The sequence below is a fragment of the Streptomyces sp. NPDC001502 genome (genome assembly GCF_042894785.1).
GTDB lineage: Bacteria > Actinomycetota > Actinomycetes > Streptomycetales > Streptomycetaceae > Streptomyces > Streptomyces kutzneri.
In genome coordinates, this window is record NZ_JBIAVW010000043.1 from 12,367 (window position 1) to 32,654 (window position 20,288).

General features: G+C 69.9%; 19 protein-coding genes and 2 pseudogenes. 8 read left to right on the forward strand and 13 right to left on the reverse strand.

Going from position 1 to position 20,288, the window contains the following annotated elements:
- Nucleotides 1-37: 37 nt before the first annotated feature.
- A pseudogene (locus ACFY0D_RS39380) lies at nucleotides 38-1,268 on the reverse strand (PP2C family protein-serine/threonine phosphatase).
- Nucleotides 1,269-1,779: 511 nt separating this feature from the next.
- Nucleotides 1,780-2,058, reverse strand: coding sequence for a hypothetical protein (locus ACFY0D_RS39385; protein ID WP_390802674.1), 279 nt, complete (start codon nucleotides 2,056-2,058; stop codon nucleotides 1,780-1,782).
- Nucleotides 2,059-2,379: 321 nt separating this feature from the next.
- Between ACFY0D_RS39385 and ACFY0D_RS39390 the strand changes: the two genes are divergently transcribed.
- Nucleotides 2,380-3,888 carry an ice-binding family protein gene (locus ACFY0D_RS39390; RefSeq protein ID WP_390802675.1) on the forward strand — a complete coding sequence of 503 codons (1,509 nt, stop codon included), beginning with the start codon at nucleotides 2,380-2,382 and terminating at the stop codon, nucleotides 3,886-3,888.
- Nucleotides 3,889-4,329: 441 nt separating this feature from the next.
- On the opposite strand, the gene ACFY0D_RS39395 is transcribed toward ACFY0D_RS39390, so the two are convergent.
- The 6 genes from ACFY0D_RS39395 to ACFY0D_RS39420 form a co-directional block, all read right to left on the reverse strand.
- Nucleotides 4,330-5,061: an HNH endonuclease family protein gene (locus ACFY0D_RS39395; RefSeq protein ID WP_390802676.1), complete on the reverse strand. Its 732-nt coding sequence runs from the start codon at nucleotides 5,059-5,061 to the stop codon at nucleotides 4,330-4,332.
- Nucleotides 5,062-5,151: 90 nt separating this feature from the next.
- The gene (locus tag ACFY0D_RS39400) at nucleotides 5,152-5,298 is read right to left on the reverse strand and encodes a hypothetical protein (protein WP_390802677.1); all 147 of its coding nucleotides are present in this window, start codon (nucleotides 5,296-5,298) and stop codon (nucleotides 5,152-5,154) included.
- Nucleotides 5,299-5,302: 4 nt separating this feature from the next.
- Nucleotides 5,303-6,385, reverse strand: coding sequence for a tyrosine-type recombinase/integrase (locus ACFY0D_RS39405; protein WP_390802678.1), 1,083 nt, complete (start codon nucleotides 6,383-6,385; stop codon nucleotides 5,303-5,305).
- A 164-nt stretch (nucleotides 6,386-6,549) separates the two neighbouring features.
- Nucleotides 6,550-6,969, reverse strand: coding sequence for a hypothetical protein (locus ACFY0D_RS39410; protein ID WP_390802679.1), 420 nt, complete (start codon nucleotides 6,967-6,969; stop codon nucleotides 6,550-6,552).
- Nucleotides 6,970-7,081: 112 nt separating this feature from the next.
- A complete protein-coding gene (locus ACFY0D_RS39415) occupies nucleotides 7,082-8,110 on the reverse strand; it encodes an ATP-dependent DNA ligase (RefSeq protein ID WP_390802680.1) in 1,029 nt (342 codons plus the stop codon).
- A gap of 318 nt (nucleotides 8,111-8,428) precedes the next feature.
- The gene (locus ACFY0D_RS39420; RefSeq protein ID WP_390802681.1) at nucleotides 8,429-8,887 is read right to left on the reverse strand and encodes a hypothetical protein; all 459 of its coding nucleotides are present in this window, start codon (nucleotides 8,885-8,887) and stop codon (nucleotides 8,429-8,431) included.
- A gap of 256 nt (nucleotides 8,888-9,143) precedes the next feature.
- Between ACFY0D_RS39420 and ACFY0D_RS39425 the strand changes: the two genes are divergently transcribed.
- From ACFY0D_RS39425 to ACFY0D_RS39435, 3 genes are read left to right on the forward strand one after another with little or no spacing between them, the layout of a single operon-like run.
- Nucleotides 9,144-9,401: a hypothetical protein gene (locus ACFY0D_RS39425; RefSeq protein WP_390802682.1), complete on the forward strand. Its 258-nt coding sequence runs from the start codon at nucleotides 9,144-9,146 to the stop codon at nucleotides 9,399-9,401.
- Complete coding sequence (locus ACFY0D_RS39430) at nucleotides 9,398-9,565, forward strand: hypothetical protein (RefSeq protein WP_390802683.1); 168 nt, start codon at nucleotides 9,398-9,400, stop codon at nucleotides 9,563-9,565. Before ACFY0D_RS39425 ends, ACFY0D_RS39430 begins: the two co-directional genes overlap by 4 nt.
- A gap of 2 nt (nucleotides 9,566-9,567) precedes the next feature.
- Nucleotides 9,568-10,059: a DUF6233 domain-containing protein gene (locus ACFY0D_RS39435; protein WP_390802684.1), complete on the forward strand. Its 492-nt coding sequence runs from the start codon at nucleotides 9,568-9,570 to the stop codon at nucleotides 10,057-10,059.
- Nucleotides 10,060-10,066: 7 nt separating this feature from the next.
- Here ACFY0D_RS39435 and ACFY0D_RS39440 read toward each other — a convergent pair whose 3' ends face one another.
- Both ACFY0D_RS39440 and ACFY0D_RS39445 read right to left on the reverse strand, forming a co-directional pair.
- On the reverse strand, nucleotides 10,067-10,597 hold the full coding sequence (locus ACFY0D_RS39440) for a hypothetical protein (protein WP_390802685.1): 531 nt from the start codon (nucleotides 10,595-10,597) through the stop codon (nucleotides 10,067-10,069).
- Between the two features lie 408 nt (nucleotides 10,598-11,005).
- Nucleotides 11,006-11,284 (reverse strand): annotated as a pseudogene (locus ACFY0D_RS39445) (integrase core domain-containing protein); the annotation flags it as partial.
- Nucleotides 11,285-11,868: 584 nt separating this feature from the next.
- Here ACFY0D_RS39445 and ACFY0D_RS39450 point away from each other — a divergent pair.
- Complete coding sequence (locus ACFY0D_RS39450; RefSeq protein WP_390802686.1) at nucleotides 11,869-12,009, forward strand: helicase associated domain-containing protein; 141 nt, start codon at nucleotides 11,869-11,871, stop codon at nucleotides 12,007-12,009.
- Nucleotides 12,010-12,354: 345 nt separating this feature from the next.
- Here ACFY0D_RS39450 and ACFY0D_RS39455 read toward each other — a convergent pair whose 3' ends face one another.
- On the reverse strand, nucleotides 12,355-12,771 hold the full coding sequence (locus tag ACFY0D_RS39455; RefSeq protein ID WP_390802687.1) for a hypothetical protein: 417 nt from the start codon (nucleotides 12,769-12,771) through the stop codon (nucleotides 12,355-12,357).
- 940 nt (nucleotides 12,772-13,711) lie between these two features.
- Between ACFY0D_RS39455 and ACFY0D_RS39460 the strand changes: the two genes are divergently transcribed.
- Nucleotides 13,712-13,936 carry a hypothetical protein gene (locus tag ACFY0D_RS39460; protein ID WP_390802688.1) on the forward strand — a complete coding sequence of 75 codons (225 nt, stop codon included), beginning with the start codon at nucleotides 13,712-13,714 and terminating at the stop codon, nucleotides 13,934-13,936.
- A gap of 153 nt (nucleotides 13,937-14,089) precedes the next feature.
- The gene (locus tag ACFY0D_RS39465; RefSeq protein WP_390802689.1) at nucleotides 14,090-16,117 is read left to right on the forward strand and encodes a helix-turn-helix domain-containing protein; all 2,028 of its coding nucleotides are present in this window, start codon (nucleotides 14,090-14,092) and stop codon (nucleotides 16,115-16,117) included.
- Between the two features lie 135 nt (nucleotides 16,118-16,252).
- Here ACFY0D_RS39465 and ACFY0D_RS39470 read toward each other — a convergent pair whose 3' ends face one another.
- Complete coding sequence (locus ACFY0D_RS39470) at nucleotides 16,253-16,840, reverse strand: hypothetical protein (RefSeq protein WP_390802690.1); 588 nt, start codon at nucleotides 16,838-16,840, stop codon at nucleotides 16,253-16,255.
- 227 nt (nucleotides 16,841-17,067) lie between these two features.
- Nucleotides 17,068-18,324, reverse strand: a complete 1,257-nt coding sequence (locus tag ACFY0D_RS39475) for a hypothetical protein (protein WP_390802691.1) — start codon at nucleotides 18,322-18,324, stop codon at nucleotides 17,068-17,070.
- A gap of 192 nt (nucleotides 18,325-18,516) precedes the next feature.
- Here ACFY0D_RS39475 and ACFY0D_RS39480 point away from each other — a divergent pair, with 192 nt between their 5' ends.
- Entirely contained in the window at nucleotides 18,517-19,767 is a 1,251-nt protein-coding gene (locus ACFY0D_RS39480; RefSeq protein WP_390802692.1) for a hypothetical protein, read from the forward strand.
- Nucleotides 19,768-20,288: the final 521 nt, after the last annotated feature.

The following is a 20,288-nucleotide window of genomic DNA, read 5'->3' on the forward strand; positions in this document are numbered from 1 at the left end:
GCTCCCGCATCCGGGATGGCACTCCATCGCGGGGCGCTCAGCCAAGGACCGCGAGGTGGTCGGCGGCGCCCCCGCGCCATTCGATCATGAAGAGGGTGGCGTCGTCGCTGGTGTGCCCGCCCCGTTCGCTCTTCAGCATGTGGGAGAGCCGGCGCAGGTCCGCCCGCAGTCCTTGTGAGGGTTCCTCCCCCAGGCGGTTGACGCAGCGGATGAGGCGTTCCTCGCCGAACAGCTCCCCGCCGGCGACGTGCTCCTCGATGATGCCGTCGGTATAGCACAGCACGCGGTCGCCTTGCTGGAGTGTGTGCTCTCTGATCCGGGGCTCCTCACCGCCGAAACCGACGGGCAGCGTCGTCGCGCTCTCCAGCTGCCGCACGACGTGCCCGTCGCGGATCAGCAGCGGTGGCGGGGTGGCCCGCGTTGACCAGCTCCATCGCACCGGTGGCGACGTTGATGTGCATCAACTGCGCTGTGACGAACCGGTCGGGGCCGAACAGCCGGGAGATGGCATCGTCCATGAACGCGTACTTCTCGGCCAGGCTGATGAACACGCGGCGGGCGTGCCGGTAGGCGCCGATGGCCACGGTTGCCATGGTGGCGGCTTCCACGCCGTGGCCCATCGCGTCGATCACGGCGGCGTGCAGGATGTTGTCGTTGAGGGCGTAGTCGAAGCTGTCTCCGGCGACGCGGTAGGCGGGCTCCAGCATGCCGGCCACCTCCACCTGCGGCACGGCCATCGACAGCGGCGGCAGCAGGCCCCACTGGATCTCTGCGGACACGCTCATCGGCTCCCGGCGCCGGGCCTGGAAAAACTGGTCGGTGTAGGCGTTCTTGGTGACCAGCAGGTCGGCCACCAGGCATGAGAGCCGGCTCAGCAGCCGCCGGTCGTCGTCGCCGACGGTGTCCAGGGTGAGGGCCATCACGCCCACCGTGTCGCCGCCGTCCAGCAGCGGCAGATACATCCGCACGCCACCGCGGGCCTGCGGCACTTCGACGACCACCCCGCGCAGAAAAGCCCGGCCCACGGGTGAGTCGATCACCGATTCAGGCTGGCCGGCGTGCAGTTTTTTGCCCGGAAGCGGCACCAGCAGCTCCTGCGCGTAGTCCTGGAGCAGGATGGAGACATCACGGCCTCCGACCCTGCCCACCTCCTCCGCGATGAGCGGGGCGATCAGCTGCGGCGGCAGCAGCCGCGCCCGGTCCAGCAGCAGGCCCAGCAGCCGCTCACCGAAACCCTCCGACCGGTCCTCCTCGATCTCCTCGCCCATAGCCCGCTTCGCCGATCCTTCCTGCCACCACCCCGGTCACGCCTGCGCACAACGTGGCCTCGGAAGCCCGCTTGAGTGCCTCATTACGCCAAGCGCGGCATGTCGGCCCACGGCGCGTCCCTCAGTTCGAACTGCTTATGGTGGCGGACTCGGACCTCGCCCCCAGGCGGCCCAGACGCAGGTCCGTGTAACGGATCCCGCCTCCGGGGTGCCACTCCATCGCGCGCAGCGCTGCCGTGTTCCGGGCACCGGGACACGGGGACGATGCCGCCGCAGTCGTGCTGCCTGCACACGCACACACGCACTCTTCCTCGGGGCCTGCGTAGGGAAGGCCGTGGCGGACCGGCCCCGCCGAGCCCGCGCTTGCGGTGCCGCGCAGGCGGGCGGGCCAGGCCGGCGTCACGCGCAGGCCGCCCGACCCCCACTGGAACCGGCCGATCGCCCGCACCTCGCCGAGCACCGCCGGCGGCACCGTGCCGGGTGCGGTCAGCCTGTGGACCGATGCCCCGGCCTACCCAGCCGCCAGTTCGACCAGCGCTTCGGCGTCCTCGACGGTGGAGCAGCCGGACAGCCGGTCCTCCCGCTCCACGTCGTCCGCCAGGACCAGCACCGGGTCGTCGAGACGCACGGTGCGCGTACGGCCGCGGGGGCCGGCCACGGGCGGCGTGACCGCGGGAAGGGCGGTGGGGATGCCGATCTTGTCGTGGGCGAGGAGCCAGGCGCGCCGGTCGAACTGCGGATGCGGCTCGGCGCCTGCCACGTATGTACCCCCTGACGCCACGTCACTCATGCAGACCATTTTCCCGATTTGCAGTCTATTGCTACGTAATATACGGAAATGCTCCCACGAGACGACCCATCACCACCTCTGGCACGGAGCATCTGCGCCCCTGCCGGGGTGAGCCCGCGTGTCGGCACAGGCAGCGGGCCGGCGGCCCTGACCAGCAACAAGAGAGGTCCTGCTATGGCATTGGATGTCATCCGGTCGGCTCCACCCGACACGAGCCCTCAACGCAGTCTGCTCAAACGGGGAGCCTTTGCCCTCCTCCCCGCAACGCTCCTGGCGTCGGCCGCCCTGGTCCCGACCCTCGCCCACGCCGCAGAAGCCCCCGTGTTGCTGGGGACCACCGCCCGTTACGGGGTCCTGGCCGGTTCGACGGTCACCAACACGAACCCCACCGTCATCAACGGCGACCTGGGCCTCTATCCGGGCACGTCGGTGACCGGCTTCCCGCCCGGCATCGTCAACGGAGTGACGCGCGTGGCCCCCAACGCCGCCGCCGCTCAGGCGAAGTCCGACCTCGTCGTCGCCTACGACGACGCGGCAGGCCGGGGGCCCGGGACCATTCTCGCTTCGGACGAGATCGGCGGACTGACGCTGGCGCCCGGCGTCTACACGGCCCCGGCGTCCCCGGACTCCCTGCAACTCACCGGGACGGTCACCCTCGACGGCCAGAACGACCCCAACTCCGTCTTCATCTTCCGGATCCCCTCGACCCTGACCACGGCTTCGTCGAGTTCCGTGGCCTTCATCAACGGAGCCAATGCCTGCAACGTGTTCTGGCAGGTGGGCAGCGCCGCCACCCTCGGCACGAGCACCCAGTTCAAGGGCACCATCCTGGCCATGCAGTCCATCACGCTGAACAACAGCGCCGTGATCGAAGGCCGCGCCCTGGCGCGTGTGGCCGCGGTCACGATGGACAACAACACCATTACGGTGCCGACCTGCGCCGCCGGCCCGCCCGGACCTCCCGGACCGACGGGCTCGCCCGGCCCCACGGGCTCTCCCGGCCCGACGGGTGAGCCCGGCCCCCCCGGCCCGACGGGCTCCCCTGGCCCGTCCGGCAGCCCCGGCGCGCCTGGCCCGTCCGGCAGCCCCGGCGCCCCTGGCCCGTCCGGCAGCCCCGGCGCCCCTGGCCCGTCCGGCAGCCCCGGCGCCCCTGGCCCGTCCGGCAGCCCCGGCGCACCCGGTGCACCCGGTCCTGACGGTAGCCCCGGTGCCCCTGGTGCACCCGGTTCCCCCGGCCCGTCCGGCAGCCCCGGCGCACCCGGTGCACCCGGCCCCGACGGGGCTCCCGGCCCCGCCGGACCCACCGGTTCTGCCGGACCCGTAGGACCCGCGGGACCTGCTGGACCCGCAGGACCCGCAGGACCCGCAGGACCGGCAGGACCCGCAGGACCCAAGGGGCCTCGCGGTGACAAGGGCGAGAAGGGTGACTCGGGCGACCACGACCACGGTCACGACGAGGACGACGAGGGCCACGAGGGCGAGCACGGTCGCGACGACGACCACGGCAAGCCCGGCCACGGTCACGACGGCCCCGGCAAGCCCGGCCACGACCAGGGCAAGCCCCCGTGGGCCGACTTCCTGCCCGGTGGCCTCGACGACGCTCTGGGTCAGTTCCGCCCCGGCCACACCGCCAAGAGCGTCAACTTCGCCCCCGTGAGCGCCGCCACCGACCGGCAGCCGAAGGTGGCGTCGCAGAACCTCGCCACGACCGGCTCAAGCAGCGAGGCGAGCATCGCGGCCGCCACCGCAGTCGCGCTGGCCTTCATCGGAGGCTCGGCCTTCTTCGCCATGAAGCGGACCCGCCGAGGTGCAACAACCCGACAGGACTAGCCGGCACATGGCAGGCGTGACAGCCTCACGCCTCTGACCGACCGGTCTCGACATCGCCCGAAGCCGAGTCCCTGGGCACGTCGTCCAGGGGCTCGGCGGTGGGATTGACATTGACACCCACGGACCGTGTACCTCCACTCAAAAGGACCTAGCGAGGCCAGCAGATTGTCACGGCCAGCGGCCACTCGACTCCACCTTTTCACCGTGTCGCACATAGCGATGGATGCTGAGCGAAGAACGTCCTCAGCTTCATGCTATTTCTCACCTTCACTTCCTAAATGAATTCACACTGGTCACATTTTCCATTGCGGATAAACCGCATGCCGGTACAGGTTTCTGCGCAATATGCCAGGCCGTGGAGATACGCCCCCGAGTGCGGCCAGATGCATACCCCGTCTTGTTGCCCGGTTGCCGGGCAACAAGACGGAAGCCGGCCCTCTTCTACGCGGCCGGCTCGTAGACGACGGTGGTAGTGGAGCAGTCTTCGGCGAGTCCGAGGAGGGCCTGCCGCTCGGCCTCGTCGACGGCCAGGTCCCAGCGCAACTTCGTGCCGACCCAGGTCGCGGCGTAAGTGCAGTGGTAGGAGCCGTCCGAGGGCAGCCACTCGGCAGGGTCCTTGTCGCTCTTGGACCGGTTGGAGGCGGCGGAGACCGCGATCAGCGTGTCCGGGCTGTTTTGGTCGTTCGCGTACGCCTCCCGCCGGGCCGCACTCCACGGGGTCTGTTCCGAGTCGTAGACCTCGGCGAGCGGGACGAAGTGGTCGACGTCGAGGCGGGCCGCGTCGGTGACGACCAGGTTGTCGTATGCGCTGCGCCAGGTTCCACCTGTCAGCTTGCAGCCAGCCGCGACCTGCGGGGCGCCGACGGCCTCGGCGAGGATGACCTCTTTGCGGGTGTCACAGCCGTCCGTCGCGTTCAGACCCCGGTTCCAGTGTTTGTACAGGTCCCGCTTGTAGCCGGCGCGGTGTTCCTCGGCGACCGGGAGCCTGTCGATGGCCTCGAACAACGGCAGCGGCGCCCGCACCCCGGCCGTGCCCTGGACCGGCACGAGTTCGGTGAGGGTCGTCTTCTTAGTGGCCGGTGTGTCGGCGGCCGCGGGGAGGGTGGTGGCGAGCAGGGGCAGGGCGGCGAGCGCAAGGGCGGGAAGACCGCGCCGCATCAGCTTGATGATCATGATCCGGTTTGTAGCCGGGGGTCGCACCGGGCGGAAGGGGGTCGTGGGGCAACTCACCCGGCTGGGTGGCCGTTTTCACCGAAGAAACGATCACGGCCCGGACGACGGTCGTCTGTCCGCGAGGGCGCGCTGGCGTGCCTGGAGATAGGCGGTCCAGTCGGTCGCTGCTCGGCGGCGCCATTGCAGCGCGGTGATGACGTGGAGCCCCAGGAGCGGGGCCAGGACCGCGGGCGGCATCTCCTCAGCAAGCTGAATCAGGGCGGTCGCACGGGACGGACGGATGGGGATGCCGTGTCCGGTCAGGGCCCGGGCGAGGGAGCTGGCGGAGCGGTGGGTTCACGAACCGCTCCGGGTACCCGAACTCGATCAGGTGCGTGATGTAGGTGTGCCGCAGACAGTGCAGTTCCAGCTCGTCCGGCAGCCCGGCCAGATCCCGGACCAAGGAGAACACCTCGTCCAGGCGCCGCAGGCTGATCCGGCCGCAGCGCTCGGTCACCCACAGCGCCGGATGCCCGCCCACCCCGAACCCGGCCCGGACCTCGGCGGTCCACTCCGTGAGCAGCGGCACGATCCAGTCCATCTCCGGGACGGTGAGCACCGTGCGGCGCTTGGGCGGGCTGCCCCGCGAGGCCTTCCCGAAGCGGACCTCCAGGGCGCCGAACCTGCCGTAGGCCTTCGCCCGCGGGTTGTGCCGAAGGTCGTGGAGGTCCAGCATCGCGGTCTCGCGCCTGCGGGTCCCGTACGCGTACACCGCCTTCAGCAGCACGGCATCGCGCCAGGCCGACAGCACGCCCTTGCGACCCCGTCGGCGGATGGACTCGACCCGCTCGTCCGCCGCGTCGAAGAGAGCCTGGAGTTCGTCGTAGGTCAGGGCGCGACGTCCGGGCCGGCCCTCGTAGTCGGCGACGTGGTCGGCGGTGTTCCAGTCGTGGCAGACCTGGACCGGTGCTCGCCCGAACTCTTCCAGGCAGGCGGCCGCCCAGCCGTAGCGGGCATCGGTGACGAATGTGCAGAACAGGCGCAGGTCGCTCTGCTGGCCACGCACCGTGGAGTGCGCCAGCGGCAACGGGCCGGAGATCTGGGCGGAGAAGTAGGCCTCGACATCCTCCGCGGTCCACTCCCACGGGTACGTGCCGTTGAACAGGGCGAACCGCCGTACCAGACTGATCCGGTCGGCGATCGTCTTCCGCGCCAGAAGGCGGCTCTGCTGCTGCCGCGTCCAGCCCGCGAGCATCGCGTCGAACATCGCAGGCGCCGGGTCCAGGGCTCGAACATTGCCCGGCATCACCAAGCGCATCGCGCCCGGCACATCGACTGCATCCACGCCCGCTCCCACGATTGCATCAGATGCAACATCGTGGCGTCGAAGTGGGATCGTGCGAGGCCGAAAGCCTAGCCGTCACCGAGACGAGTGACAGGCTCGCCCTCCCCGGCCAGGCCAGGGCCCTTGCAGGGCCAGGCGGAATGATGCAACCAGCGCAACACCGCCTACTTGGAGTCCCAGGCCTCGGCGAGCGGGACCATGTGGTCGATGTCCAGCGCACCGGCCGGCGTCACCTCCCGCTCGTCGTAGTACGACCACCACACTCCCCCGGTCAGGGTGCAGCCCGGCCCGATCTCCGGGTACACGACCGCCTCGGCCAGCAGGACCTCCTGGCGGGTGTTGCAGCCGTCGGCCGGGATGTCGCCGGCGTTCCAGTGCCTGAAGGAGGTCCGCTGGTAGCCGGTGCGGTCCTCTACCGCGACCGGCAGCGCGGACACCGCGACACCGATGGGCAGCACCTGCGGCACGACGGCCACGGCCGGAGCCGGGGCGGCGGGTTGTGCGGCCGCGTGCGCGGCCGTGGGCAGAATCAGGGTCAGGGCAAGGGCGGCGACCGCGACAGCGGACCGCTTCATGATCATCATGGGCCGGTTGTACCGGCCGCCGCACCGTCAGCAACAGGCCAGCCCGGCCCGGTTCACCCGCCCGCGCACACGGTTCACCGGCGAAACGCCACTGCACCCGACCCCCGCCCGGTCAGCCGGCGGCCGTCGCCGGACCCTCGCCGAACCTGGGTACGTCTTCGAGCCCCACGTCCAGGCGCAGCCGCTGAAAACGGAGTGGGTGGCGGTAGACGCCGCCGTGGTCGATGGCGCGGTCGGCGCTGACCTCGGCGACCAGGGCGGGGTGGACCAGGGTGGTGTCGAGGACGTCGCGGCTCCCCCACGTCGCCGAGAAGCGCACGCCCTCCCACGGGTGCCCGGGCGCGGCCGCGGTGAGGTGCTCGGCGACCTGCCGGGCGGCGTCCGGGCGCAGCGGTACGGTCCGGCCGACCGCACGCAGCCGGCCCGTTTCGTCGTGGCGGCCGAGGACGAGGAGTTGCGGGCGGGTCAGGGTGCCGGTGATCGCGCCGACGATCATCTCCGTGGTGTCCCGCCTTCTGATCTTGGTCCAGCCGCGATACCCGGTCAGATAGCGGCTGTTCAGGGGCTTAATCAGGATCCCCTCCACCCCGGACACGTCCGTCCAGGACTCCAGCCATTCCCGTGCCTTGGCCAGGTCCGTCGTCTGCGGGCAGAGCGTCCACGGGGCCGTCAGGGCGTGCTCGGAGAACAGGTTCTCCAGCAGTTCGCGCCGCTCGGCGTACGGGCGGGCGAGGAGTTCCTGGCCGTCGTGTTGCAAGAGGTCGAAGGCGACGAAGTAGGCCGGCCACCGGGCGGCCAGGGTCAGGGCGCCGCGGGCTCGGGTGGCGGCCCGGCGCTGCAACGCCTCAAACGACAACCGGCCGGCCTCGATGTCCCAGACGACCAGCTCGCCATCGAGGACCAGACCGTGCGGCAACTGCGCCTCCGCGGCCGCCACCAGGTCCGGCCACCGGTCCTGCACCAGCGCCCCGCGACGGGTCTGCACCAACACCGTGCCACCCGGGCCGGCCGCGGTGAACAGCAGCGCCCGGTGACCGTCCAGCTTCTGCTCGTACGCCACCCCCGCCCGCACAGCGGCCGGGCCCGGCACGGCTTCCGCGGCCTGCGCCAGCATCGGCTCCACCGGCGGTCTGAGCGTCACAGGGGCCTCCGTCACGGCTGTCTGCCCCTCTTCCAGGGTCCGCCAGACCAGCCGGAGGCGGCCCTGCAGGCGGCCCGTCGCATCATCCATCCGAGGGGCGCAGCGGGCCGGTCAAAGGCGCCCTGCGGGGGGGCTTGTGCGGCACGGTGGCGGCATGCGTCGCTGGCCCCTGCCCCTGCTCCTTACCGCGCTGCTCGCGGCCTCGGGATGCGTCACCGTCCACCCCACACCTACCCGGCCCGCCGGGTCCTCGCCCGTCGCGGTCTCGGAAGACCACAAGCACAGCAGCGCAAAAACCCAGAAGGCTGAGCAGAAGACTCAGGCTGTGGCTGGCGGCGGGTCCTCGTCGGTGTAGGGATGGAGACTGGCCCCGTCGTCTTGCCCGATCATTTCCCGGCGCATTTGGCTCCTGGCGCGCTGGGCAATCGCTCGGCGCTCATGCGGATCCGGCTCGCTATACCAGCGGCGGACCAGGCTATCGACAGGCTCACTCATGCACACCGACATGCGCAGGAGCCCCTCCTGGTCGTCCCGCAATCGCCAGCCAGCCACCTGCTGATCGTCGCGTTCGAACTCGGTCAGCAGCCTGTCGTAGATCGCTTCGAGTCGTTGCTGCTTCCGGTCCTCAAGAGCAAGGCGCTCCTGGCTTTGGATTTGCAGGCGCGCCACTTCGATCGCTGTCTGCTGCTGTCGGCGGCCAGCAAGGTGCGTGGCAACGATTCCAGCAAGCCCGACGACAGCAGTGCCGCAGGAGGCGAGAACGGTAGCAATGTCCACAGCAGCATCGTGAACGCTTGCGGGGCTTGATCGGTAGGGCGCCGCTCCGCGTGACAGATCCGGCCCTCCCCGCCGGACCGAGGCACCGGAACAGAGGCGCCCGCCAGTCCGGCCACAACCGACCCGGCGGGCACACCAAGATCCCCATGCGAATGCCGTGCTCAGACTGTCCAGCTACGGTGCTCAGTCACACCTACGGCTGATGACCGGAGCGTGGTGTTCGCGGAGGAAATCGAACACATGTTTCACTAGAGGTGTGAGACCACCGTTCCGCTTCTCCGAAGACCTGATCACGCTCCAAAGGGCGTGGCAGCAGACGTACGCCGAGCTCGCGCAGGCCCCCGCCGGGGCCGGTACGACCGTGCTGCGGCGTCGGCTGATCGCCCTCTCCGGAACCCTGTGCACCCATCCCTACTGGGCGGCCCCCACCGCCTGGCGGGCCGGCGGCGTCGAGCTGCGGCGCGCCGCCCGCACCCACACCTCCGCACCGGCGGACGGGGAAGCAGCAGCATGAACGAGCAGACCACCACGCCCCGCCCGCAGGTCGCCACCTGGGCACCCAGCCAGACCGGCCCCTGCGCCCGGTGCCACACCTCCACGTGCCGCTACGGGGTGGGCGGGAACCCCCTCTGCAAGCAGTGCCAGCAGGCCCGGCAGGAACAGCCGGCCCACCCCTGACCGTGGCCCCTTCCCCGTCGGCCCCGATCACTCTGGTCCTCCCCGACGGGCAGGCCATCGAGCGGGTACGGCTCTACGAACGCCAGCAACTCGACTCCGGCCTATGGATGTACCGCATCGGCGTCCCCCTCTGGCAGACGGCCGCCGGGGGCGGCGTCGAGCCGGCCGAGTACAGCACGTGGGTCACCGCCGAGCAGCTGCGCCCGCTGCCCGGGGTCGACCTCGGCCGCATCCCCGCCCACCCCCGTACCCATACCTCGGCGCCGACCCGGTGGGCGTGGCTGCTCGACGGCCGCGCCCACGGCCGCCCGGCCACCGTCCACGCCGAGGGCTGCCGGAACACCACCGACCGCGCGCACCCGCTCGGCACGATGCAGGCGCTCGACGCGCTCGCGCGCCCCGGCACGACGGCCTGCACCGTGTGCGACGCCTCCGAGGCACTCCTGCCGATCCTGGCCCACGGCCAGGACGACGTGCCTTCCTCCGGCGACTGATCACAGGTCAGACGGTCGGGGACCCGGTGTAGTCGTGGCGTTGGTAGCCGCGTCCGTCGCCGTGCCAGTCCAGGAACAGCACCGAGTCTCCCAGCGCTCCGCGGCCGGCCCGGTGGCTGATCGTCGGCGTTCGATAGTGGCCGTCGTAGTTCGCGCCTGCCGTGCTGTCCTCCAGCCGCTCTTCGAGCCCAGGGAAATCACGCTCGACCACCACGGGGTCGGTGCCCTCCCGGGACTGCTTGATCTGCAACCGCAGCTTGGCCCCGTCGAAGATCGTCGGGTCGTCCACCTCACGGAACGCCGGGCCGTCCCACTTCACCTCGGCGTACGCGTACACGGTGCCGCCGGACCGGGCCGCGCACGTCTGCACCGTCACCTTCCAGTTGTCCGGCCACGGCCCGTCATAGCCGCTGTCGTCAATGTCCTTCGTGCTGCTCGCGCACCGGTAGGTCGGGGCGGCCGTGGCGGTGGGAGCGGCGAGCGCCGCCACCGCCACCACTGCCAGCGCGGCCACCGCCGCGCGCTTGATCGTGGTCATGCCCGGTCAATGCCGGGCCCGCAGATGCGACACGGCCCCGCCTCGAAACCGCCTCGGACGAGCGACACCCGGCGTCAGGGCGTCGATCGCACGTCCGGTCAGCCGGAAGCGGATACCGCTTCGGTCCAGGCGAGTACGTCGTGGCGGCGGTAGTACTCGCCGAGGATGGCGAGCATGTCGGCCAGGCGGTCCGCGAGGTCGGCGGCCTTCTCCGGGGACTCCTTGCGGAGCAGGTGCCAGCAGGCATGCGCGTTGCGGGCCGTACGGATCGTGTCGGCCTCGGGGCGGTACCGGGCCCCCTGGCAGCGCAGGGCGGTCGTGATGAGCAGCTCCGTGGTCCCGTACCAGTCGGTGCGCTGGCAGAGGGTGAGCCAGGCCCGGGGCCTTGACCCCGGATTTTGAACACGTCTATGCGGCTCGGGTCAGGGTAGTTGACGTCAGTTGGAAGGCGTTCTCGAAGGCGATCGGAGACCGCTGACCGAGGCGGGAATGCCGACGTCGGGTGTTGTATCGGGTCAGCCAGCGGAAGGCGTCGAGCCTGGCCTCGCGCTCGCTCGACCAGCCCTTCCGGCCTTTGAGCGTCTCTCTTTTGAAGGTTGCGTTGAAGGACTCGGCGGCGGCGTTGTCCGCGCTGGACCCGACCGCGCTCATGCTCTGCCGGACCCCTGCTGACCTGCAGGCTTCAGCTTCGGTCAGGGGGCCCCAGGAGCGCTTCGCGTCCGTACTCGCGGGCGCAGCCCACGAATCGGCGGCCTCCCCACGAACCGCGGCGCAGCGGGCGCGGGGGTGGCGGCCTGAGCGGGCGCGGGAGCGGGGACCCGGCGGGGGTGCGGCCCATGGGTCACCGGCCGAGCCCATGCGTTCGGCCAGCACGTCCCTCGCGGCGCCAGCCGCAGCCGCGGGTGCGGGAGCGGGAGCGGCACTCGCCGCGATCGATCCGGACTGGAATCCGGCCTGGGCCCCGGACTGCCAGCGGCACTACGCCGCCGTACGCGAAATGCTCTCCGAGGAAACCGCCGCCGCGCACATCGAGCCGGGCGTCACGGTCCACGGCATGGACATCGGACGATGGCTCCAGAAGCAGCGTCAGCACCCGGTGTGGGCAGGCGGCAGCGCGAGCGCCTGGAACGACTCGGCATCCAGCCCCTACCGCCGGAGCAGGAGACACCCGCCAAAGCCCGCAAGGGCGGTTCTGGGGCCTTCGAGCGGGGCGTTGCGGCCTGGGCGGTACAAGGCCCGTACGGGCTCTCTGACGGTCCCTAAAGGCACACGTGGAGACCGTGGTCGTCGACGGCCAGGAGCACGCCGTGAAGCTCGGAGTATGGCTCAGCAACACCAAGAGCAGGCGTACCAAGCTCAGCGCGGAGCAGCTCGCACAACTCGCGGAGCTCGGACTCGAGTGGGTGGCCTGACGGTCGCAGGGCGGGCGAGCCCGGCTGTGCTGCTCCTGTCGTCCGCCCCCAGCAACGGGGCGGCCTTGCCCAGGATCGCGCCTGAGGGCTTGCCCCGCCAGGTTCGAGGAGAGGACGTTGGGCGGGTCCGCTCCGCTTCCCCACCCCGGGTTCTTCCGGCTCCGCCTCCAGGACCAGCCCGCTGACGCGGGCGGCTGACGCGGGCGGCTGACAAGCGCGCATCACCAGGCCGGAGTCCTGCGCTGCGGCTTCGCTGCGCTCCACCCGAACGGGCCCGCTCCGCGAGCCCGAGGGCCTCCCGCGCGGAGCGCGGGAGGCTGACCCCGTGAAACGGGGTCCCAAGGCCTACTGATCGAACGGGAGGAGTGTCGAGCCGAAGGTGTACGTGCCCGCCGGCTGGCGGAACCCGTCAGAGTTGATGTGCGCCGGCTCCGAACCGACCTTGGACAGACGGGAATACTGTGCGTAGCGGCCGTTGAAGGGGACGATGCAGTCGACCCAGTAGTAGTCCCCCGCCTCCAGGTATATCTCGCGGGTCGTGTAGCCCCCGTCCATGAACATCTTCCACGTGTAGTCGCTAGTTTTCAGCCATATGGTCCGATTCACACACGCGTTTTGGTCGGTGTACTTCGGATTGCCGTTCAACCAGACACTGCGCGTGTTGTACGCCATGGAGCCCGCACTTGCGGGGCTCCCCGCAAACGTCACCAGCGCCGCCGCAGCCGCCGCAGCCGCCACGAATTTTCCGATCTTTCCAGCCATAAGCTGTATCCCCCTAGAAGACTTCTACCCATCAGCGCCCATGCCACAACCAGCCGCACCCGCTCTGCCAAAGCAGTGCGGGTGGCCTTCGCAACTCACGCTGTGGCGCTCTCTCCAACGGAGAATACAGACTTGATCACCGCATGATAGTGGCCATCACTGGAGACCAGCCGCCACGTCCCGCCGGACCGGGTGTGGTCGGCGTGGCTGTCCGGGGACCACTCGACACATCTCTGACCAGCCGCAAAGGCCACCGAGCACGGCCCCAGCCACTGACACTCACCACCACTGACACCAGCCCGAGAGATCGCACATGACGAAGGGCTGCCACCCCGCCAGGGTGCGGGCCCTTGGCCTGTGTAGCCCTACGGGGCGGGGGTGAGCTCACGTCGGTGCCGCCACAGCTGGCCGGGACGTCTCACAACCGGTCCCGCTCCGCCTCGTCCACTGCAAGGCCAACGGATCCTCGTCGCCGTCCACTCGGTGCCACACCGGCGCAGCGCCGCCCGGCGACGCGACCCTGGCCTTCCTTCAGCCGGTTCGAACGCGCCGTCACCGCGACCAGGGAGGCCGGCTGGTTCTGGGCAACCGGCCGGGTGGGGCCTGCGGCCCGTTGCTCCCCAGCACACCAGGTCAGCGGCAGCCCCTGCGGACCGGAATCGAGGATTTGATCAATTCTGAGCACTTCGTATGTTCAGCTTGGTGCTTTATCGGCTCAGCTTGCTGCACCTGCTGGTTTCTCACGTTGACCAGCGGCCGGCCGTCTCCGGACCGATTAGTGTCTCGAATTCGGAGGCCCCTGCCCGGCCATCAACCAAGAAGCAGGGGCTCTCCTCATCACCGTCTCGAACAAGGGAGCGCAATGTCCTTTATCCGAGGGTCTGCCGAGCACGTCATGGCCCTGAGCAGCGGTTTCGACCGTAGCATGCCCCCTCAAGGGGTGGCCCAGTCCTCCGGGGCCATCGACAAATGTGTCAACGTTCAGTTGATGCCGTTCCTGGCAGTGCCTTTCATCGGCGTGATCCTCATTCTCGCCCCCGCGCAGGCTCCGTCCCTGCTCGTGCTCCTGCCTGTTCTGCTGGCTTATGCACGGCGTTCATCCTGGTCAGTGCGGCGTATTCAGCTCTGGACCACCCTGCGCCGCGTTCCGGAAATCGCAGCCTGAGGCTGTCGGCCGGCCCGCTCGTCACGGCTGCGCTGTGACGAGTGGGCCGTTTCTTCCTCCCTCAGGGGTCCAGCGCCTTGAGGGGCTGCCGCAAAGAAACCGGGGTGGCGCGACTCACAATTCGCCACCCCCGGTATGTCCGTTAGGAAACGTATGCCTCAGAAGGCTGCGCCGAAGATCATCTGTGCGCACTGCAAGAACAAGTTCGACCGTCCGAAGCCGACAGGGCGGCCGCCGGAGTACTGCGGCACGGACTGCCGTACCGCTGCCTACCGGGCACGGCAGAAGGCGGTGCTCTGCTACTCCCGGAATCACGACGAAGACGTCGTCCGGATCGCGAAGTCGGTCCTGGCCAGGTCGAACGCCGCCCTGCAGCGCAGTCAGTTCCCTGATCCGGCACGTCCCCTGGAACTGGTCGCGGAGGTCTTGCGGATGGAACGGGACCTGGCCGACCTCAGGGCAGTCGCTGTCCGCCAGGCAGCCGAGTACGGGGCGGCGTGGGCGGACACCGGCCAGATGCTGTCCGTGTCCGTCTCGACCGCACGGACCAAATACGGCGACGAGGAGGTCGCCAGGGTTCTGCGCCGGCGCGCCGAGCGCGGCTCGGCACCCGGGCCCCGGCCGCCGCAGCTGCGTGCTCCGCGCCCAACCTCTTCTCCTGACGCGGTAATAGGGACCGGCGGACCCGCCGGCCCCGCCCTGCCCGGTGACCCCGCCTACCAGCTCACGACAGCCCTCTCGCATCTGCACCGCGCTTCCGGACACACCCAGCGGTGGCTGGCTCAAGAGGTCGGCGTGTCGCCGTCCCTGCTCTCCCTGATCCTGCTGGGCAGGCGACACCCGAAGTGGAGGGTCGTCAAGGCGATCGCGGAACTGTGCAGGACCGACCCGGCCGATCTCCGGCCCCTGTGGGAAAAAGCGCTGGGTATCAAGCCCGTGGCACTGCCGGGCCCGGACGACTTCCTGCAGGCCGCTTCATCCCTGCAGGCGGCGCTGCGCGGCATGTGGATCGCGGCAGCCTCCCCCGCCCCGGACGACATCTGCTTCCAGCACCCACTCCTGACCCCACGCCGCGTAGCGCGCGCCATGATGACCAGCCGGCCCGAGCAGGACCTGGCCGACTGGCCGTTCGTCGCCGCCCTGGCAACCGCTCTGCGGGGACAACCCGAAGACGTCCGGCCCCTGTGGCAACGCATGCAGGTCGCCTCCGCCCTCATCACCCCGGCGGAGGCCTGGCCGTACGGGGATGCCGAGCCGTACCCGGATACGGCCGCCGAGTCACAGCCCGACCACAAGACCACCAGCGTGCACGGCCCTTCCGAACAGCCTTTCCCCCGCTGTCCGACGGCTGTCCTCCGGCCGCACGTGACGAGTGTCCCGTGGACATCCCGCGTGAGCCGTGGCAGCCAGAACACCGATTCGGTTCTGCGGCGCCTGGACATCCTGCACCTCCTGAAGAGCGCGAACGCGCCTGTCGGCCTGTCTGTCCTCGCCCGCAGCAGCGGTCTGCCGACCCGCCAGACCGCCGAGGTAGTCTCATGGCTTCGCGAACACCACTTCGTCACCACCGGCAAAGACGGCGGCCACACGGCCGGTCCGGTCCTCCAGGCCATCGCCGCAGGCCACCACGTGGTGCAGGAGCTCCTCGACGAACTCAGCCAGCAGACCCAGGGCGCGATCTACATCGGCGCATACACCGAGGGCGACATCCAGGTCTCCCACGAAGCCGCCCAGCCCGGAATCCCCACCGTCGTCGAGCACGTCGACTTCCGCGAGTCCGCTCACGCCAGCGCCCTGGGCAAGGCCAACCTCGCGCAACTCGACCGCGACGCCTGCCTCGACCACCTGTCCCGCTACCAGCCCATGAAGCTGACCGGCCACACGATCACCGACCCAGACGAGCTCTTCCGCTCGTTCGATCTTTCTCCGCTCCAGTACGACTTCAAGGAATACTCCGAGCGCGAGATCTGCGCGGCCAGCCCCCTGATACTGCCCGGCCGGCCCTCCTGCATCGCCGTGGCCGTACCCGCCACCGAACGGCGGCGACTCAACCAAGCCACTGCCGCCATCAGAAACCACTCGACCGCCATGGCACTGTCCCTCAGGTTCGCCCTCGACCCCAGCACCCGATACCCGCACCACGCCCACCAGCCCGACACCAGCCCCGCATACTCGGCATGACCCCAGACCGACCGGCCCAAGACCGACCGGCCCCAGGCAGACAGGCGCCCGCAGCAAGGACCCGCCCAGCCCGCGGACCGGAATCCGCTCCAGCGAAACCGAAAGCCAACAGAGCCGATGTTGTGACGCGCGGCGTCACCTGTCCTGCGCGGCCAGGAGCATGAACAGGGCTTTCGAGTATGTGGTCCCTAGCCCGGTGGCCACCGCTTCGGCAGACAGGCCGTCGTCACACAGCGCGCCAGCGGCCTCCCGCCCCACCCGGGCCGCCACCCGCTCCAGCACACCGGCGGCACGCAGCGCAGCCAGCGGCGCGTCCACTGCCGTTACGGTCAGCCGCTCGGCCATCTCCACCAGGAGCGCAGCCAGCGGTTCGGGCAGCGGCACGGCCGCCTCCCGGACCACGGACAGGTGCGCGGACCAGTCCGCGAGCGGCCCCGAAACGTCGACGTCCGCTTCGTACAGGGGCCGGTCACCGACCGCCGCCCAGTCCAACGGGTACTCGGCGGCGCCGCGCCATCCACACGCACACACCGCCCGCAAAACCTCCGCGCGCGGACGGCGGTACCGGCCGTCGTACGCCGACCAGTGCTTCGTCGACGGCACGTCCGGACCGCTCCCGACATCGAAATACACCGGACCCGGCTCGCTCCCGCCGATGAGGACACCCACCGCGCCCGCGTGCGCGTCCCCGAAATCCACCGTCCACCAGTCCCACTCCACCACCGCACCACCCTCTCGCAGGCCCCCGCCGGCAGACCGGCCGGATCACACCACCGACTCTGCCCCGCCCGCGAACCCGCCCACACCCCCACGACTCCAACAACCGGTGCAGTTGGGCCGGTAGGCACCAGTCCCCGAGGCCGGGTTCGGGGTAGAGACGCGGAAGGCCCCGCACGGAACCGGGAGGCCGGGGGTTCACGTGCGGGGCCGCGCTCACGGGGTGGGGGTTGTCAGACTCCGGTCAGGGTGTACGTACCCGTGCCGTCCTGCCTGCCGCTGGAGTACTGGCGGATGAGCTCCCCGTCCGCGTACCGGTCGTGGCCCATCATGGAGCCGGTGTACTTGTTCTGCAGACCGATCTTCGAGCTGCCGGGTACATCGCGGTAGATGTAGAACCGCTGGAGGTCGTCCTCCCCGCAGGTGGCCGTTGTCAGGTAGGCCTGCTCCTGGTTGGCGATGCTCGCCGGGATGGTCGCGCATCCGCCGTTGCCCCAGTTCCACAGAGACGCCTCGATGACCCCGTTGTGCTCCGTCACGTTGCACAGCCGCCAGTTGTCCAGGTGGGCGCTGAAGAAACTGGATTCGCGCAGGCGGATGCCATCGTTGGCCAGGAGCGGTGCACTCCAGTTCAGGGGCTTGCCGGGAACGTCGATCTTGTAGGCGCCGGGTTGGCAGTTCAGGGCGGCACGCGGGGCGGGCTTGGCGGCCTGGGTGGCCTTCATGCTCTGGGCGGCCTTGGCGGCTGTTGCGGCGTTGTCGGCGTCGTGCTTGGCCTGGTCGGCCCTGGCCGAGGGGACGGGACCTGCCGGGTGCTTCGCGGTGGCGGCGGGAGAGCCGCAGTCCAACAGGCCCTGGGCCTTGCGCATGATGCTGTTGGCGGGGACCTTGTCCTCGCAGCGCACCGCGCCTTCTTCGAGGGTGGTGAAGGTGGTGTAGCTGCCGGTGTCGGGGCCCTCGGTCCACTTCAGGCCGCCCGCATCCGAGCGGTTGCAGTTGAGGCTGCCGTACGTGCCGGTGACCTTCTTCGTTCCCTCGTACAGGCCGTAGTAGCCAGGCTGGCGGAAGTTCCACGAGATCGACTGGGAGGTGCTGGATGTGCGGGTGTAGTTGACCTGGACGTTCAGGCCCAGGCTTGCGCCGACGGAGCCGAGGGCCTCGACGGCGAAGCTGCCCTGAACGCTGCCGTTGAGACCGACGGAGACGGAGATGGTCTCCGTGGTGTTCGTGTTGACGCTCTGGTTACCGGTCGAGCCCTCGGTGACGTACCAGCCCTTGAAGTGCGTGATGGTGGGGGTGACTTCGGCGCTCTTGATGATCGGGTGGCGGGTACCGAGATCGGCTGCGGTACAGGTCTGGCCGGGCTGGACCGTCTGCCCGGAGGCGGCCGGGGTGGCTGCGGCCGGGGTGGCGGCCAGGCCCACGGCGGCCGTCGCGGTGGCTATGAGCGCTCCCAGCCCTCGGCTCAGGCGGGTCGTTGTGCGGCGCATCGTTGTTTCCCCCTGTGTGGTCTGTGAGGTGAGTGTGAGTGAAATTAGCCCCGCCGGATGCGGCAGGTCTATACCACAACTGGCCAAACAAGATCAAGAACTGTCGCGTTCTCAGTTGGCATGAACGGGAGTTGCCCGGTTCCATTCCTCCGGTGTGCCCGCATGGGGGCCACCGAAGGAAGGGACCACTTTGTGAAACACGTCAGACGCGGCCTGGCGGCGTTAGCTTCGCTCGCCCTCGCCGCAGCCCTGTGCGCCGTGGGCACCTCACCGGCCACAGCCTCCCCCGCGAGCTCGGTGCCTCCCCAGGGCCACTGCACGGCCGCGGCCGACGGATCCGCCGCGCGCAGCCAAGGCGCGGCGTGGACCTGTGTCGAGGCGGATCCCGTCGCCGACTTCGCCCCCGCCTTCGCCCCCTCCGATCCGGGGGAGGCGCTCAAGCTCTGCCTCGAACACTCCAGTAAACGTGTCGTCTCCAACCGGCACGCCTACTGCACACGGATGCCCCTCAAATACATCCTCCTCAACGACAAGAACGTGAAGATCGGCGAAGCCCACATCGTGGTCGATGCCGTGGGCACGCTCGACTCCTACACGGGGCAGTGGACCGAGAACATCATCGCTGTCCCCGGCGACATGGACGACAGCGTGTCCGCCGTGGATGTGGCCGTGAATGCCACGTGCAGCGGCATGTGCAGCACGGCGGGGCCGGCCTGGGGCGGCGCGCACGCGGTCGTGGAAAAGGGGGGTGACATTGTGCAGGGCACCATCACGTACAGGTCCAGTGTCGCCGCCAAGACGGACATCTCCCACATCAATGTCACCTACTTTGTGGACGGCGCCGCCCTCGGCGCCACCGGCGTTCCCGGGTATGACAGTGCGATCTTCGACGGCCCCACCGTGCGCTGTGACGCGACGATCGGCGACACCAGCCCCGTCCCCGGCTGCATCGTCATGGGGCACACGCCCAATGTGACGTTCTCGAAGTCGAAATACCGGGGGGCGGCCGTCGCCTACGAGTGGGCGCAGAAGAACCTCACGGGCAGATTCGGCGACGCCGACCACCTGCTGTCGCGGTTTATCGACCCTCTTGACCCGGACGCCGAAAAGAGGCGTGCCAAGACCTGTGACCGTGGGCCGCAGCGCTTCGTGCGGGGCGCCACCGGTGTCCCCAACGACTCCTGCGACGAGTACCCCTTCGCCAGGTCCTGGCAGGGCGGGAATGACGGTGCGCAGTGTATTGACATCACCCCGCGCCAGATCGGCGGCGTATGGGACGTCGCGGGCGTCACCGTCGACCGGGGCACCCCGCCCAACGCGCCCTGCATCCGAGCCCATGTCGACAATAAGGACAACACTGCTGCGGGTGGCGAGCTGGGGCGGGCGGTGCAGTCCGACCGCATCCTCGATAGTGAGTGGTACCAGGTGATCATCACCCCGTAAGCGGCGGGTCTGCCTCCCCGGGCACCCGGGGAGGCAGACCAGGGGCCGGTTAGCAGTGGACTGCCGCCCCGCCCGCACCTCCCGCTCACCAGGAGAACGAGGAGTCACCACAGCTCGCACCGGCCGCCCGGTCAAATCGCACGGCTTCCGCACGGCCCAGGGCGGGAGCACTGCCGGCTGTCGCGCTTATCGCCGTTCTCCTCGGCTGGCGCCTCGTTGTGAACTGAGACGCCGGCCCGCGAGCTCGCCGACGCGGCACCGAAGCGGTAGTGGCCCGGAGGACGGTACCCGGGGGCCGACGGCCCGTCCGGCACGGTGCGGTGCCGGGGACGGCCACGGCCCGAGGAGCGGAAAGAGCCCCGACCGGCCGGGGTGGCCGGGTCGGGGCCGCGCCCCGACCGGCGGGGGGGGTGCCGGGCGGAGCGGTCAAGGGGTCCTACGTTGTTGGTGGGTTGCACGGGCCGTCGTAAGGTCCAGAGGCCCAGAGACGCCGGGTATGGCTTTCAAGGGGTTGCCCTCGA